This window comes from Streptomyces sp. NBC_00503 (assembly GCF_036346895.1).
Lineage (GTDB): Bacteria > Actinomycetota > Actinomycetes > Streptomycetales > Streptomycetaceae > Streptomyces.
Genome location: NZ_CP107855.1, coordinates 7,225,740 through 7,239,815, shown reverse-complemented (window position 1 = coordinate 7,239,815; position 14,076 = coordinate 7,225,740). Strand labels below are relative to the sequence as shown.

At 72.2% G+C, this 14,076-nt stretch carries 15 protein-coding genes and 1 pseudogene; 7 read left to right on the top strand and 9 right to left on the bottom strand.

The annotated features are described in order from the left end of the window. Positions 1 to 46: 46 nt before the first annotated feature. The gene (locus tag OG490_RS33015; RefSeq protein ID WP_330299934.1) at positions 47 to 859 is read left to right on the top strand and encodes a glutamate ABC transporter substrate-binding protein; all 813 of its coding nucleotides are present in this window, start codon (positions 47 to 49) and stop codon (positions 857 to 859) included. An 80-nt stretch (positions 860 to 939) separates the two neighbouring features. Here OG490_RS33015 and OG490_RS33010 read toward each other — a convergent pair whose 3' ends face one another. Next, the gene (locus OG490_RS33010; protein ID WP_330299933.1) at positions 940 to 1,506 is read right to left on the bottom strand and encodes a DJ-1/PfpI family protein; all 567 of its coding nucleotides are present in this window, start codon (positions 1,504 to 1,506) and stop codon (positions 940 to 942) included. Positions 1,507 to 1,743: 237 nt separating this feature from the next. Between OG490_RS33010 and OG490_RS33005 the strand changes: the two genes are divergently transcribed. Further along, on the top strand, positions 1,744 to 2,580 hold the full coding sequence (locus tag OG490_RS33005) for an endonuclease I family protein (RefSeq protein WP_330299932.1): 837 nt from the start codon (positions 1,744 to 1,746) through the stop codon (positions 2,578 to 2,580). Between the two features lie 30 nt (positions 2,581 to 2,610). On the opposite strand, the pseudogene OG490_RS33000 reads toward OG490_RS33005, so the two are convergent. Beyond that, positions 2,611 to 2,981, bottom strand: a pseudogene (locus tag OG490_RS33000) (GNAT family N-acetyltransferase). Between OG490_RS33000 and OG490_RS32995 the strand changes: the two are divergent. After that, positions 2,905 to 3,126 (top strand): hypothetical protein, encoded by a 222-nt coding sequence (locus OG490_RS32995; RefSeq protein WP_330299931.1) that lies wholly within the window; start codon positions 2,905 to 2,907, stop codon positions 3,124 to 3,126. The pseudogene OG490_RS33000 and the gene OG490_RS32995 overlap by 77 nt on opposite strands. Before the next feature lie 12 nt (positions 3,127 to 3,138). Here OG490_RS32995 and OG490_RS32990 read toward each other — a convergent pair whose 3' ends face one another. From OG490_RS32990 to OG490_RS32980, 3 genes are all read right to left on the bottom strand, one after another. Beyond that, the gene (locus OG490_RS32990; RefSeq protein WP_330299930.1) at positions 3,139 to 4,800 is read right to left on the bottom strand and encodes a beta-N-acetylhexosaminidase; all 1,662 of its coding nucleotides are present in this window, start codon (positions 4,798 to 4,800) and stop codon (positions 3,139 to 3,141) included. A 75-nt stretch (positions 4,801 to 4,875) separates the two neighbouring features. Beyond that, a complete protein-coding gene (locus OG490_RS32985; RefSeq protein WP_330299929.1) occupies positions 4,876 to 5,313 on the bottom strand; it encodes a GlcG/HbpS family heme-binding protein in 438 nt (145 codons plus the stop codon). Positions 5,314 to 5,386: 73 nt separating this feature from the next. Next, positions 5,387 to 6,619: an MFS transporter gene (locus OG490_RS32980; RefSeq protein WP_330299928.1), complete on the bottom strand. Its 1,233-nt coding sequence runs from the start codon at positions 6,617 to 6,619 to the stop codon at positions 5,387 to 5,389. Between the two features lie 103 nt (positions 6,620 to 6,722). Between OG490_RS32980 and OG490_RS32975 the strand changes: the two genes are divergently transcribed. Then, positions 6,723 to 7,187, top strand: coding sequence for a MarR family winged helix-turn-helix transcriptional regulator (locus OG490_RS32975; RefSeq protein WP_330299927.1), 465 nt, complete (start codon positions 6,723 to 6,725; stop codon positions 7,185 to 7,187). 71 nt (positions 7,188 to 7,258) lie between these two features. Beyond that, positions 7,259 to 7,678 carry a hypothetical protein gene (locus OG490_RS32970; protein WP_330299926.1) on the top strand — a complete coding sequence of 140 codons (420 nt, stop codon included), beginning with the start codon at positions 7,259 to 7,261 and terminating at the stop codon, positions 7,676 to 7,678. Between the two features lie 151 nt (positions 7,679 to 7,829). Here the strand turns inward: OG490_RS32970 and OG490_RS32965 are convergent, their stop codons facing one another. The 3 genes from OG490_RS32965 to pdxR all read right to left on the bottom strand — a co-directional run bounded on the left by OG490_RS32965 (position 7,830) and on the right by pdxR (position 10,544). Then, positions 7,830 to 8,492 (bottom strand): SigE family RNA polymerase sigma factor, encoded by a 663-nt coding sequence (locus OG490_RS32965; RefSeq protein WP_330299925.1) that lies wholly within the window; start codon positions 8,490 to 8,492, stop codon positions 7,830 to 7,832. A gap of 8 nt (positions 8,493 to 8,500) precedes the next feature. Beyond that, on the bottom strand, positions 8,501 to 8,947 hold the full coding sequence (locus tag OG490_RS32960) for an LAETG motif-containing sortase-dependent surface protein (RefSeq protein WP_330299924.1): 447 nt from the start codon (positions 8,945 to 8,947) through the stop codon (positions 8,501 to 8,503). A 139-nt stretch (positions 8,948 to 9,086) separates the two neighbouring features. Beyond that, positions 9,087 to 10,544 (bottom strand): MocR-like pyridoxine biosynthesis transcription factor PdxR, encoded by a 1,458-nt coding sequence (gene pdxR, locus OG490_RS32955; protein WP_330299923.1) that lies wholly within the window; start codon positions 10,542 to 10,544, stop codon positions 9,087 to 9,089. 29 nt (positions 10,545 to 10,573) lie between these two features. On the opposite strand from pdxR, the gene OG490_RS32950 reads away from it, so the two are divergent. Together OG490_RS32950 and OG490_RS32945 are read left to right on the top strand one after the other, a co-directional pair. Then, positions 10,574 to 11,629: a DMT family transporter gene (locus tag OG490_RS32950; RefSeq protein ID WP_330299922.1), complete on the top strand. Its 1,056-nt coding sequence runs from the start codon at positions 10,574 to 10,576 to the stop codon at positions 11,627 to 11,629. A gap of 134 nt (positions 11,630 to 11,763) precedes the next feature. Beyond that, entirely contained in the window at positions 11,764 to 13,257 is a 1,494-nt protein-coding gene (locus OG490_RS32945; RefSeq protein ID WP_330299921.1) for a recombinase family protein, read from the top strand. Between the two features lie 490 nt (positions 13,258 to 13,747). Here the strand turns inward: OG490_RS32945 and OG490_RS32940 are convergent, their stop codons facing one another. After that, on the bottom strand, positions 13,748 to 13,948 hold the full coding sequence (locus OG490_RS32940; RefSeq protein WP_330299920.1) for a hypothetical protein: 201 nt from the start codon (positions 13,946 to 13,948) through the stop codon (positions 13,748 to 13,750). Positions 13,949 to 14,076: the final 128 nt, after the last annotated feature.

Below are 14,076 nucleotides of genomic sequence, written 5' to 3'. Positions count from 1 at the left end.
CGCGTCCCGCGCACCGCGTATCGCGTTTCCAAGGAAAGAGTGCAGCATGAAGGTTTCCCAGGCCGGTGCGGTCGCCGCAATGATCGGTCTCGCCTTGACCGCATCCGGATGCGGCGGTGACGACGGCAAGGGGGACCTCTCCATCGGCATCAAGTTCGACCAGCCGGGCGTCGGCATGCGCGAGCCGGACGGCACCTTCACCGGTTTCGACGTGGACGTGGCGAACTACGTGGCGAAGACGCTCGGCTACAAGCCGGACCACATCACCTTCAAGCAGGTCCGCAGCAGCGACCGCGAGCTGCTGCTCCAGTACAACGAGGTCCAGTTCGTCGCGGCCAGCTACTCGATCAACGACAAGCGCAAGGAGAAGGTCGACTTCGCCGGCCCGTACTTCCTGGCGCACCAGGACCTGATGGTCCGCGCCGACGACACCTCGATCACCAAGGCCGAGGACCTCAACAGCAAGCGGCTGTGCTCGGTGACCGGCTCGACCTCGGCGGAGAACGTCAGGAAGACCCTCGCCCCCAAGGCGAGCCTCCTGGAGCTCGGCGGCTACTCCGAGTGCGTCGTCGCGCTCCAGGACCACCTGGTCGACGCCATGACCACGGACAACTCCATCCTGGCCGGGTACACGGCCCGCAAGGGCAACGAGGGCAAGTTCCGGCTGCTCGGGCTGAGCCTGAGCAACGAGAACTACGGAATCGGCATGAAGAAGGGCAGCACCGAGCTCCAGGGCAAGATCAACGCGGCGATCCAGAAGATGGTCGCCGACGGGTCCTGGGAGGCGGCCGTGAAGAAGAACTTCGGCGCCGACTACAAGTACGAGCCGGCCCCCGCGGCCGTCGCCTCGGGCAGCTGACGACCGCCGGCTGACTCCGGAGCTCCCCTTCCGGCCTTCCGGGCCTTTCAGGCCGGAAGGGGAGCCCCGGAAGAGACGGCCTAGGCCAGCGGGGCCTTGCCGCGCAGCACGGTCAGGAATTCCCGCATCCACGCCGAGTGGTCGGGCCACGCGCGGGCCGAGACCAGCGTCCCGTCCACCACGGCTTCGGAGTCCTCGAACTCGGCGCCCGCCGCCTTCATGTCCAGTTCCAGCGCCGGGTAGGCCGTGACCCGGCGGCCGTCCAGCGCGCCCGCCGCGGCGGTGATCAGGGGGCCGTGGCAGATCTGCGCGATCGGCTTGTCGGAGCCGGCGAAGGCGGCCAGGATCCGCCGCACCTCGGGGTCGTTGCGCAGGTACTCGGGGGCGCGCCCGCCCGGTACGACGAGGGCCGCGTACTCCCCCGGGTCCACGTCCGCGAAGGCGATGTCGGCGGGCCAGGTGTAGCCCGGCTTCTCGGTGTAGGTGTCGAAGCCGTCCTCGAAGTCGTGTACGACGAACCGCAGTTTCTTCACGGTCGGCGCCGCGATGTGGACCTCGTACCCCTCTTCGCGCAGACGCTGGTAGGGGTAGAGGACCTCCAGCGACTCCGCCGCGTCGCCGGTCACGATGAGGATCTTCACTGCCATGGGCTGCTCCTGGTCGGGCTGTTCACGGTGTGGCCTCCGCCACAGTGCAGGGGCCGACCTGTCCTGCCAAGTGACTCTTGCGCCAATTCACCCACATGACGCGCGTAGAAAATCCTGACTCCCGACACGTGCTTTTCATCTGTTCGGCACATGACAATGTGAACCTCGCTCTGCCACCTGATGCCCCGCCAATTCCCCGGGCGGGAGCGGTGCGTTGTGGAGAGGTACCCCCACGTGATGAGAATCTCGCGCCTGGCTCCCCTGGCCGCCGGCCTCGCGGCGGCCGCCCTGGCCCTGGTCCCGGCCTCCGCCACGGCCGGCCAGCGAACGGCCGCCACTTCGGCCTCCCCGGCCTTCCCGGCCTACTCGGCCTCCTCCACCTCCGCCGCGGTGGACGCGTACTACACCTCCGCCGAGGGCAAGACCGGCGCCGCGCTCAAGACGGCGCTGCACAACATCATCAAGACCCAGTCCAAGGTGACGTACGACGGCGTCTGGAACGCCCTGAAGGTCACCGACCAGGACCCGGCGAACCCCAACAACGTCATCCTGGTCTACTCCGGCCGCTCCCAGTCCAAGTCCACCAACGGCGGCGGGGTCAACGACTGGAACCGCGAGCACGTCTGGGCCAAGAGCCACGGCGACTTCGGCACCGCCACCGGGCCCGGCACCGACCTGCACCACCTCAGGCCCGAGGACGTCACGGTCAACAGCACCCGCGGGAACAAGGACTTCGACATGGGCGGCAGCCCGGTCGCCGAGGCCCCCGGCAGCTTCACCGACTCCGACTCCTTCGAGCCGCGGGACGCGGTCAAGGGCGACGTGGCCCGCATGCTGCTCTACATGGCCGTGCGCTACGACGGCGGCGACGGCTTCGCCGACCTCGAGGTCAACGACAAGGTCAACAACGGCACCGCGCCGGCGATCGGCCGGATCAGCGTCCTGAAGCAGTGGAACCTGCAGGACCCGCCGGACGCCTTCGAGCAGCGCCGCAACCAGGTCATATTCGACACCTACCAGCACAACCGCAACCCGTTCATCGACCACCCGGAGTGGGTCAACTCCATCTGGTAGCCACCCGGTCGGCCGCAGCCCCGCCCCCTGCTACTGCTCGCCCAGGGCCATCCATTTGCCCGGAGCGGCGAGCGGCTCGAAGCCGGCCTTGACGTAGACCCCGTGGGCGTCCCCGGTCGCCAGCAGGATCCGCCGCAGCCCGTACGGGGCGAGGTGGTTCCGCACCGCCCCCGCCAGGGCCGTGCCGAGCCCCTCGCCCCGTACGCCCCGGTCCACGTACACGTCGCAGAGCCACGCGAGGGCGGCCCGGTCGGTGACGACGCGCGCATAGCCGACCTGGGCACCCGAAACCCGTCGTAGACCCCGAAGTTCAGCGATCCGTCGATGGCGGCGTCCTGCTTCTGCCTGCTCCGCCCGAGGGGCGACGACCAGCTGGTCGGAGGGGTCGGCAACGACCGGATCGACGGCGGGGGCGGCGACGACTCGATCTTCGCGGGTCCGGCCGACGACCTCCTCGACGGCGGAGCCGACACCGACGCCTGCGACGGCGAGGCGGGCACCGCCGACGGGGCCGTCAGCTGCGAGTCGACCGCCGACATCCCGTAGGAACACCGCCAGTTACTGGAAGCGGTCGGCGAGGGCCTTGAAGGAGGTCCAGTCCAGGGCGGGGGTGCGGGGGTCCCAGAGCTTCTGGGACAGGGCCGCGAGCGGGAGGCGGATGCCGGCCGCCACCTGGTCCTGGGTCTGGGCTCCGGCCAGATCGCACCAGACCGCGAGGCGTGCGCCCAGGATCCGGTCGCCGTAGGTGGCCGGGACGGCGGCGGTTCCGCGCAGCACGAGCGGGGTCCACTGTTCGTAGATCCGCTTGCCCGTGGGGTACGTGAACTGGTTGGGCTCCCCCAGCACGTAGTAGAGGTACTCGTCGTTGAGGTTGACCACCTTGCGGCCCTCGCGCAGGTACTCCAGCGGCGGCCGGGCCCCGCCCTCCTTGCCCGTCCAGTACTCGACCTGGATGTCCTGGGCGGGCTGGGCGAGCCCGCCGGTGAAGAAGCCGTCGTTCCAGGCCGCCGGCGCCCGGCCCGCCGAACGGACCACGTCTGCGCGGTCGTTGAGCCAGCCCGTCGCCAGGTCCTGGACCCGGGCGGTGGGCCCGTACCGCTGCCGGGCGGCGGCCGTGAGCTGCGGGAAGGAGGCCTGCGGATCGCGGTAGACCAGCGCCTGGTACTCGTCGGCGCCCAGGTTCCATATCGCGCCGGGGAACAACGGGAGGTACTCCCGCAGGAGTTCGTCCACGAGCTTCGCCGCCGCCGGGTCGGCTATGTCCACCGCGCCCTTGACCACCCGGCCCTGCGAATCGCGCAGCTGGAGTCCGGGGTGCGCGCGCAGCACCGCGCCGAGGTGGCCGGGCGAGTCGATCTCGGGGATCACCGCGATGTGCAGCCGGGCGGCCAGCGCCGTGATCTCGCGCACCTGTGCCTTCGTGAGGTGCGGGGTGGAGACGATCTCGGGGTGGGTGTCGGACTGGATCCGGAAAGCCTGGTCGTCGGAAAAGTGCAGGCCCAGCTGGTTCAGCTTCAGGTCGGCCATCTCGCGCAGCCGCCCCTCGATCCAGTCCGGGGTGAAGTTCTTGCGGGCGATGTCCAGGTTGAGGCCGCGCTGCGGTTTGGCCGGGGCGTCCCGCACGGTTCCCTCCGGGGCCGAACGGCCGCCGGTCACCTCCTGTTTGAGGGTGCGGGTTCCGTAGAAGACCCCGGCCTGGTCGGGGCCGGTGATGCGGACCTGCCCGTCGCGCACGGTGAGCGTGTAGGACTCGGGAGCTCCGGAGTCCTTTGCGCCGAGGGCCAGTTGGACGTCTCCCCGGCGGGTGTCGACCGATTCGGCGAATCCGATGTGGAGTTCGCCGGCCAGCAGCCTGCCTTCGTCGGACAGGGCCGCACTGTCGGACGGCGGTACGACGACCCGCGCCTCGGGGGCGGGCCGCCAGCCGGGGCCGCGGGCCGGCACGTGTTCCCGTACGGCCGGGACGGTGCCCGGGGTGGCGGAGAGCGGGTACGAGCCCGTCGGCGAGGGTTCGGCGGCCGACGGGGTGATGGCGGTCGGGGTGGCGGCGGACGCCGACAGCGCCCGGTCCGGCGAAGCGGCGGCGGCCGGGGTCCGGGTCCCGCCGGGGGCGGCCGAGCCGGTCGTACAGCCCTGGACGGAGGCAAGGGAGACCAGCGCGGCGACCGTGGCCGTCGCGATGAGATGGCTCCGCCTGTCCTGCTTCGTCTGTCGCATCATGCGTCCGTGTCCCCCGTACCAACGTGGCACGGGGGACACGGGTGCGCGACCCGGGCGGGAGGCGCGGCCCGCCGGTCAGGCCAGGGCCGCCACGGCGGCGGCCGCGAAACCGTGGTCCTGGGCGGGGGCCCCGCCGCCGACGCCGACGGCTCCGACGAGCCGGCCGTCCCGGTGCACGGGCAGGCCCCCCGCGATGAACAGCAGCGGCCGGTCGAGAGCGGTGGGCAGGGTGTGGAAGGGCCCGCCGGGCTGGACGGCGTCGACCAGGTCGGCGGTCGGGGCGTTCAGCTGGAGCGCGGTGAAGGCCTTGCGGGTGCTGGTCTCGCCGGAGATCAGGACGGCCCTGTCGTCGCGCCGGAAGGCCAGCAGGTGGCCGCCCGCATCGAGGACGGAGACGCTGACGGCGACCCCCGCCGCTCCGGCAGCGGCCGTGGCGGCCGCGAGGAGCCCCTCGGCATCGGCGGTGGTCAGCGGGGCGACGGCGGCGCGGGCGGTGGAGGTGCTGCTGGACATACGGGGGTCTCCTGCGGTTCGGACTCGGATGTGGGGGGGGGAGGGACGAGGGCCCGGTACGGGTCCTCGGGGATCAGTGGTGGGCGGGGACGGCCGCGGCCGCCGGGGCAGGGGCTCCGGCCGCGACGACCCGGCCGGAGCCTTCGCCGCCCGCGCGGGCCGCCGTACGCCGTTCCAGTGCGCCGGAGAGCAGGGCGAGGACGAGGGCGGAGGCGGCGAGGGCCGCGCCGACCCAGTTCGGGGCGGTCCAGCCGAACCCGGCGGCGATGACGATCCCGCCGAGCCAGGCGGCGAGCGCGTTGCCGAGGTTGAAGGCGCCGATGTTCACGGCCGAGGCCAGGGTGGGTGCTCCGGCGGCCTGGTCGAGGACGCGCTTCTGCAGGGGCGGGACGGTGGCGAAGCCGAGGGCTCCGATGAGGACGATGGTCACGGCCGCGCCCGCCTTGGTGTGGGCGGTCAGCGTGAACACCGCGAGGACGGTGGCGAGCGCGCCGAGGGACACGTACAGCATCGGCATCAGCGCGCGGTCGGCGAACCGGCCCCCGATGAGGTTCCCGGCGACCATGCCGAGCCCGAACAGGACGAGCAGCCAGGTCACGGAGGTGTCGGCGAATCCGGCGACCTCGGTCATCATCGGCGTGATGTAGGTGACGGCGGCGAAGACCCCGCCGAAGCCGAGGACGGTCATCGCCATGGCGAGCAGGACCTGGACGTTGCGGAACGCGGCCAGTTCGTGGCGGATCCGCACGCCTTCGGGGCGGGGCAGATCGGGGACCAGTCGCGCGATGCCGATCAGACCGACCACGCCGAGCGAGGCCACGGCCAGGAAGGTGACCCGCCAGCCGAGGTGCTGGCCGACCAGGGTCCCGAGCGGGACGCCGACGACGTTGGCCACGGTGAGGCCGGTGAACATCATGGCGATGGCTCCGGCCTTCTTCTGCGGCGCGACCAGCTCGGCGGCGACGACCGCGCCGATCCCGAAGAAGGCGCCGTGGGCGAGGGAGGCGACGACGCGGCCGGCGAGCATGACGCCGAAGACGGGGGCGAGCGCGGAGACGACGTTGCCGACGACGAAGAGGCCCATGAGCAGCATCAGCATGCGCTTGCGGGGGATGCGGGTGCCCAGGACGGCCATCAGCGGAGCGCCGAGGACCACGCCGAGGGCGTAGCCGGTGACCAGGAAGCCGGCGGTGGGGATCGAGACGCCGTAGGTGCCGGCGACTTCGGGGAGGAGGCCCATGATCACGAATTCGGTGGTGCCGATCCCGAAGGCGCCGATGGCGAGGGCGAGGAGTGCGAGAGGCATGAGGGGGTGCCCTTCAGGGGGGAGATTGCCTGCGTTCACATTAATTGCAGACGCCGATTAATTGCAAACGCGGGCTATTGCGGCAGTGACCTATCCTGTGGGTATGACGGCCACGGACAGTGCACTCACCGCCCTCTCCCAGGGCTGGTGCGCCCTCTCCCTCCTGCACGGGCGGATCGAAACGCACATCGAGCGCGCACTCCAGGCCGGACACGGGCTGAGCGTGCGCGAGTACTCGCTCCTCGACGTCCTCAGCCGCCAGCACAGCGGCCCCGGCGGCCACCTTCGGATGCACCAGGTCGCCGAGTCGGTGGTGCTCAGCCAGAGCGCGACGACCCGGCTGGTCAGCCGGCTGGAGGACCGCGGGCTGCTGGGCCGCTACATCTGCGACACCGACCGGCGGGGCATCTACACCGATGTCAGCGAGGCCGGCCTGGCCCTGCTGGCCGAGGCCCGGCCCACGAACGACACCGCCCTGCGCGAGGCGCTGGACGAGGCCGCGCGCACGCCGGAACTGGCGCCGCTGGTGGACGCCGTGAAGAACACCCCGGCGGCGGACCCGGCGTAGGCCGTCCCATTCGAGGCGCCCGCCACCGCGGCCCCGCCCCGGCCCGTCCCCGCTATCGGGTGCCGGACGGGGTGGCCGGCGGTCGCGAGGGCGAAGGGGAGGCCGAGGGCACGGGCGAGGAGGACGGGACGGAACTCGGCAGCGGCGTCCCGGCGCCGGGCGTCGGCGTCGCACTGGGCGCCGGACCGCGCGTCGAGCTCGGCGTCGCACCGGGCGGAGCGGAGACCGAGGGCGAAGACGGCCTCGGCGACGGCGAGAACGGCGTGGGCGACGACGGGGCCGACACCCGCGGATCCGGCGCCGGAGCGGTCGGCGAGCCCGACGGCGGCGCGGCCGGCGGTACCGGGTCGGGGTGCACCGACCCCGGGTCCGGAGCCAGTACGGCGTACCCCACGGCCGCCGCCGCGGCCAGCCCCGCCAGGGGCAGCGCGAACCCGCGCAGGCGCAGCCGAGCCCACGACAGCCTCCGTACCCCCGCCCCAGGGGGCTGAGCCGGGCCCAGCTCGCGCACGGTGACCGCGGCGGCGCGGGCCTCGAGAGCCTGCCGCAGCCGCCGCTCGACGGGCCGTTCCGGGCCCTCGTGACCCTGCGGACCTTCGTGACCCTCCAGACCCTCGGGGCCCTCGGGGCCCTCGTCACGCGTCATATCCGACCCTCCAGAATCCGTTCCAACGCGTCCAGCCCGCGGCTCGCGTTCGACTTGACCGCGCCCCGGCTGATCCCGAGCGTCTCGGCGATCTCCGCCTCGCTCAGGTCGGCCCAGTAGCGCAGCACCAGTACCTGGCGCCGTCGCGGCGTCAGCCGGCCCAGCGCGGCGAGCACTTCGCGGTGTGCCTCGTCGAGGACCACGGAGGCCTCGGCGGACGGTACGTCGACGGGCGGAGCCGGGGTCCACGCGCGGGCGGTCCGCCTGCGGCGCAGCACCGACCGGGCGGTGTTGACCACGGAGGTGCGCAGGTAGCCCAGCGCGTTGTCCACCTCCGCGATCCGCTCGCCGTGGCGCCGGTACAGCGCCGTGAAGGCGTCCTGCACCACGTCCTCCGCGGTCCCCACGTCGTCCACGAGGAGCACGGCGAGACGGACCATGCGCAGCCGGTGGGCGTGGTAGAGCTCGGTCACCGTGGGCTGCGGGTTGCCGTCCTCCCGGGTCAGGCCGTACGTGTACCCGTGCCGGTACGGCTCCGCCCGCGCGGGCGGAGCCGCCGGGGCCGATCGCTCGCGGCGCAGCAGGAACGACCACAAGCCCCGCCGCGGCCGGTCGAAGCCGGGCGCGGCGGGGCCCACGGATGGTGCGAGGTGGAGCACGGGGGTCCTCAGCCGTTGGTGCGGCGCCGCACGGCGTACAGGGCCCCGGCACCGGCGGCGATCAGCACGGCGGCCCCGGCACCGATCACGGCGGTGGTGGCGGAGGAGCCAGTATGCGCGAGCTCGGGCGCACCGGGCGCGGCCGGGGCCGCACTGGGAGCCGCGCTCGGGGAGGAGCTGGGACCCTTGCTCGGGGTCACGGTCGGCGTCGAGCCCGGGGGCAGGCTCACCGAAGGCTGCGGGGTCGGGCTGGCGGAGGGGGCGGAAGGGGCCGAGCTCGGCTTGGCGCTCACGCTCGGCGCGACCGTCGCCGGGGCGGGCGCGGCGCTGGGAGTCGCGGACGCCCCCTGCGCGGCGACGGCGGGCCCGGCCAGCGCGACGGCCATCCCGGCGGCCGCGACGGCGACGGCCGCGGCCCTGCGGATGTCCAGCGGGGTGCGCTTCAGGTTCTTCACGGTGGTTCTCCACGGTCGGGTCGAGGGCGCGGGTTCACGCCCTTCACCCCCACACGACGCGCGACCCTCCGGGAGGTTGCCGCGGTTCCCGAAAAACTTTTCGCGCGGCCACCGCGTGCGGCTGCACCGCGCCCGAGGGTCAGGGGCGCAGCAGCCCGCGCAGCGCCGCGCCGAAGGCGGCCACCCCCTCCTCGACCTCCCCCGTCGTCCCCGCCGCGTAGCCGAGGATCAGCCCCGGCGGCCCCGGGGTCATCCGGTGCCAGGACAGGGGGTGGGCCTTGACGCCGAGGGCGAGGGCCGCCGCGGCCAGGGCGGTGTCGTCGAAGTCCGCTCCGTCGAAGGTGACCATCAGGTGCAGCCCGGCGGCGGCTCCGTGCACCCGCGCGCCCGGCAGTTCGGCGGCGATGGCCCGCAGCATCGCGTCGCGGCGGACCCGGTGGCGGCGCCGTACGAACCGCAGGTGGCGTTCCAGTTCCCCCGATTCCATCAGCCGGGCGAGCACCAGCTGGGCGAGGACCGGGTTGCCGAGGTCCGCGTAGCGCTTGGCTTCGATCACCGCGTCCAGGTGGCGCGGCGGGACCAGCAGCCAGCCCAACCGCAGGGCGGGGGCCAGGAGTTTGGAGACGCTCCCGGCGTAGCAGACGGCCTCGGGCAGCATGGCGCGCAGCGCGGGGACGGGGGCGCGGTCGTAGCGGTGTTCCGCGTCGTAGTCGTCCTCGATGACGATGCCTCCGGCAGCAGCCCAGCCGAGGAGCCGGCGGCGCCGCTCCCCGTCGAGCACGACCCCGGTCGGGAACTGGTGCGCCGGGGTCAGGACCACCGCCTGGGCCGGTCCGGCCGCCAGGGCCGCGGTGTCGATGCCGCCCTCGTCCACCGGTACGGGCAGGAGCTCCATCCCGCCGTGTTCCAGCTGCTGGCGGGCCCCGAGGGAGCCGGGGTCCTCGACCGCGACGCGTCGTACGCCCTGCGCGTGCAGCACCTGGGCCAGCAGTCCGAGCGCCTGCGCGACCCCGGCGACGACGACCACCTCGCCGGGGTCGGCGCGGATCCCCCGGTTCAGGGCGAGCCAGCCGACGATCGCCTCGCGCAGCGCGGGCGTTCCCTGCGGGTTGCCGTAGCCGAAGTCGGCGGGGGTGAGTCCGTCGAGGACCCGGCGTTCGGCCTGGAGCCAGGCGGTGCGCGGGAACGAGGCCAGGTCGGGCACCCCGGGCGAGAGGTCGATCCGGCACGGTACGGCGCGCAGGGCGTCGACCAGCCCGCCGCGCGCCGGGGGCGGCGCGGGTGGGCCCACGGGCGGCGGCGCGGCGACGACCACGGTGCCGGCCCGGCCCCGGCCGTCCACCTGCCCGGTCTCCGCCAGCCGCTGGTACGCCTCGGTGACCAGGCCCCGGGAGACCCGGAGCTCGGCGGCGAGGATCCGGGTGGCCGGGAGCCTGCTGCCGACGGGGAGCCGCCCGTCGGCGATGGCGGCGCGCAGCTGGTCGGCGAGCCAGTCGGTGCGGCCGCCCGCGGGGGCGCGGCCGATGTCGAGCTGGAGGAAGTCCGAGCCGGCCTCGGTTTTGGACCCCTCTGGTGCGTTCTCTTTGGACCTGCCCATGAGTCCATTGTGGGGGCAGGCTCGAAGACATGAACAAAACGTCCGCTCCTTCCCCTACAGCCCCTGCACCCCCTACGTCCCTTCCCTCCCCCTCCCCCGCCCCCGCCTCGCCGACCTCGTCGACCTCGTCGACCTCGTCGACCTCGTCGCTGCGCGACCTCGCCCCCGGCGTCGTCGGGATGGCGCTCGTCGGCAGCAGCGTCACCGTCTCCCGGACCCTGGTCGACGCCCCGCTCTTCGGCGTACAGGCAGTCCGTTACACGGCGGCCGCGCTGCTCCTGCTCGCCCTGGCCCGGTTCGCCCGGGTGCGGATCCTGCTGCCGCGCGGCCGGGAGTGGCTGTGGCTGGCGGGGATCGCCGCCACCGGGCTGGTGCTGTTCAACGTGGCGGTCGTACGGGGCGTCGCGCACGCGGAGCCTGCCGTGATCGCCGTGGCGGTCGCCTCGGTGCCGATCCTGTTCGGGGTGATCGGCCCGCTGCTGGAAGGACGCAGTCCCAGCCGCCGGGTGCTGCTGGCCGCGCCGGTGGTCGTGGCCGGGGCGGTGCTGGTGGAGGGGACGGGCCGGACCGACGCGGCAGGGGTGGGCTGGGCGGCGCTCGCGCTCGGCTGCGAGGCCGGTTTCACCCTGCTCGCGGTGCCGGTGCTGCGGCGCCACGGCGCCTGGGGGGTATCGCTGCACGCGGTGTGGATGGGGGCGGTGATGCTGGCGGTGCTCACGGTGTGCGTCGAAGGGCCCGCGGAGCTGGTGTCGGTGACCCCGCGTCAGTGGGCGGCCGTCGGGTACCTCGCCGTCATGGTGACGGCGGTGGCCTTCCTCCTCTGGTACCGCACGGTGGCCGCGGTGGGCTCGGGCCGGGCCGGGCTGCTGACCGGGATCGCCCCGCTCGCCGCGGCCGGCGCGGGCGCCGCCACCGGCAGCGGGGTACCGGGTCCGGCGGTGTGGCTGGGCCTGGCCGTGGTGATCACCGGACTGGCGACCGGACTCCGGCCGGAGCGGCCCGGAACTCCCCCCACGGGCGATCCGGCCCACGGCGGGGCCGACGCGGCGGACTCCTCGCCGGTCACCCCGGCGGGTGCCGGCTAGGTTCCCGCGGGCACCAGCACCACGGCCGTTCCGTACGCGCACACCTCGGTGCCGACGTCGGCGGCGTCGACTGCATGCGCACATACGCATCTAAGATGACCAGCGGGAACGCGGTCACGCGTTGAGGGGGCGCTGTGGAAGAGATCGACCTGTACCTGCGGAAGAGCAAGGTGGTGCGCGAGGAGGATGCGCGCGACCTTACCTCCGTCATCACGCAGGAGGAGCTTGGCCGGCGCTGGGCCGAGCGGAACAACTACAAGGTCCGCCACGTCTGGGTGGACAACCTGAGCGCGTGGTCGGACGGGATCCGGCCCGAGTTCGACGGAGCACTCGGCGCCATCATGCTGGGCGAGGTCAAGGCGCTGTGGTGCTTCGCGCTCGACCGGTTCAGCCGTAAGGGCATCGATGAGATCGGCCCGGTGCTGGGCCGGGCGCGCGTCATCTTCGACTACGAGGGGCTCGACAGCTCCGTAGAACGCGACCGACGATGGATCACCGACCGGGCGGAGCAGGCACGCGAATACTCGCAGCGCCTGAGCTACAACATCCGGACCACGAAGGCCAGCCAGAAGGACCGGGGCAAGTGGCTCGGCAAGGCACCGTACGGTCTGGAGATCAACAATTCAAAGGAACGGAAGCTCGTCCACTCCCCCGACTGGCCGGTGATCGAGCACATCATCAGCGAGGTCGCCGACAGCGCCACGTCGGGACGGCAGCTTTGCATCCGCTTGAACAAGGAGGGGATCCCCTCTCCGTCCGGCGGCAAGTGGCAGTCGTCGACCGTCTCCCGCATCCTCAACAACCCCGTGTACGAGGGTTGGCAAGTCACCAACCAGCGCGGCGCCCCGGGCAATGCCACGGTCTACCGCAACGCCAGTGGTGACAGGGTCAGGGTGCTTGCCGAAGGTGTCGAGCCCATCGCTCACGATGCGTTGGCAAGGGCGCGGGCAGTCCTGGCAGGACACCTCGTGATGCCCCCTCGCACAGGCGAGCCGCGCAGAAAGCATCTTCTGACCGGTCTGACGCGCTGCGCAGGTTGCAAGGGTGCCCTGCCGTGCGAGGGACGCAGTCACGTCTGCTCCAGCCACAAAATCGGCAAGGGGTGCCCGAGCCCCACGTCCGTGCTGCGGACCGCATTGGAGCTGTACGTCAGAGATGCCTGGGTGGCCCGCCTCAGCGCCGCCGACGACGACGATCCGCTGCTCGTCGCAGTGGCCGAGCGCTATGCGGCTCTCACGGAACCGAAAACTTCAGAGGACGCTCACGAGGTCATAGCCGCTGTTAGGACAGCGGAGGCGGGCATCCAACGCCTGGTGGACCAGATGGCAGCAGGCATGTTCGACCCGCCCTTCGACAAGCACCTCCCCCGCTTGCAGGAAGAGGCTCGCGCCGCGCTCATCATCGCGAAGGCACGGGCCGCGAAGCTGGCACCGCAGAGAGTCGACATCACCTTCCTGCGCGACGCGGACATGGCACAGATGGCATGGGACGGCGCCGCTCCGGAAATGCGCCGGGAGCTTGCACGGCTGGCGATCCGTCAGATCTTCGTCAGCAAGGCAACTGGCCACTGCAAGGGGTTCGATGGCGACGCCCGCGTGACAATCATCTGGCACGACGGCGAGCGCTGACCTACCCCTCTGCACCCAGCACGCTCCGGTAGTCCCTCAGACCGCCGGGGCTTTCCCATGCCCGCAGACGGGCGCCTAGGCCGTCTGGCAGCACTGTACGGGCCGAGCGCCCCGAGCCGACGACCACAGCGGGTGCCACGCGTGACGATGTGACGCACAGAGGGTCTGTCTAGGTATCTCTTAAGAAATATAAGGAAACAGAGGGAAGGGCCCTTGTGCGTCACATCGTCACGCCCTCGGCTCGGCGGGAATCCCTCGCCCCCTACTACTCCCAGAGAGAGCGGGACTACCGCGCACCCCACCGCAGAGTGAACGGCGGACCGAGTGCCTGCCCTCTCTCACCAGCTCTGCCCGTGCTACACCGCACCCCGCGTTACCGGGGTGGCCAGGAGTCGACGTGTGGCAGAGCGCGGGGACTGAACCGCCCATGAGTAACCCACCCTCCGGGGTGCGCCGAAAGGGGTCGTAAGCGCGTGCAGTCCCCGAGGGGCTAGGCGGTCTCGCTGTCGAGTTTCAGGTCAACCCTGCCGACAGTCCCGCCGGTCATCTGGGCAACGTCACCATCCTCGAAGGCACCGGAAATGGTTCCGCCGGTCATGAGGAAGGTGTCGCGGCCGTCGCCCTGCGCGAGGCTCGCGATCTGCCCTTCGGTCATCGCAAAATCATCCGCGTTGGGTGTGGGGTCTGACATGGCGCCTCCGTAGTGAAGTAGGGGACACGCCAGCGATGTTGGCGTGCGGATGAAGCCTAGCCAGATCTGAGCATCGCGACCGGTTCGCCGGCGAGGACAACGAGCACCGAGCTTGTCAACCCAAACTG

Excerpts from the sequence above, each read along its gene's own strand:
- OG490_RS32950 (WP_330299922.1), top strand. The coding sequence starts at position 10,574 with ATGAACAAAACGTCCGCTCCTTCCCCTACAGCCCCTGCACCCCCTACG.
- OG490_RS32975 (WP_330299927.1), top strand. The coding sequence starts at position 6,723 with ATGACGGCCACGGACAGTGCACTCACCGCCCTCTCCCAGGGCTGGTGC.
- OG490_RS33005 (WP_330299932.1), top strand. The coding sequence starts at position 1,744 with ATGAGAATCTCGCGCCTGGCTCCCCTGGCCGCCGGCCTCGCGGCGGCC.
- OG490_RS32940 (WP_330299920.1), bottom strand. The coding sequence starts at position 13,948 with ATGTCAGACCCCACACCCAACGCGGATGATTTTGCGATGACCGAAGGG.
- OG490_RS32990 (WP_330299930.1), bottom strand. The coding sequence starts at position 4,800 with ATGATGCGACAGACGAAGCAGGACAGGCGGAGCCATCTCATCGCGACG.
- pdxR (WP_330299923.1), bottom strand. The coding sequence starts at position 10,544 with ATGGGCAGGTCCAAAGAGAACGCACCAGAGGGGTCCAAAACCGAGGCC.
- OG490_RS33010 (WP_330299933.1), bottom strand. The coding sequence starts at position 1,506 with ATGGCAGTGAAGATCCTCATCGTGACCGGCGACGCGGCGGAGTCGCTG.
- OG490_RS33015 (WP_330299934.1), top strand. The coding sequence starts at position 47 with ATGAAGGTTTCCCAGGCCGGTGCGGTCGCCGCAATGATCGGTCTCGCC.
- OG490_RS32985 (WP_330299929.1), bottom strand. The coding sequence starts at position 5,313 with ATGTCCAGCAGCACCTCCACCGCCCGCGCCGCCGTCGCCCCGCTGACC.
- OG490_RS32995 (WP_330299931.1), top strand. The coding sequence starts at position 2,905 with ATGGCGGCGTCCTGCTTCTGCCTGCTCCGCCCGAGGGGCGACGACCAG.
- OG490_RS32980 (WP_330299928.1), bottom strand. The coding sequence starts at position 6,619 with ATGCCTCTCGCACTCCTCGCCCTCGCCATCGGCGCCTTCGGGATCGGC.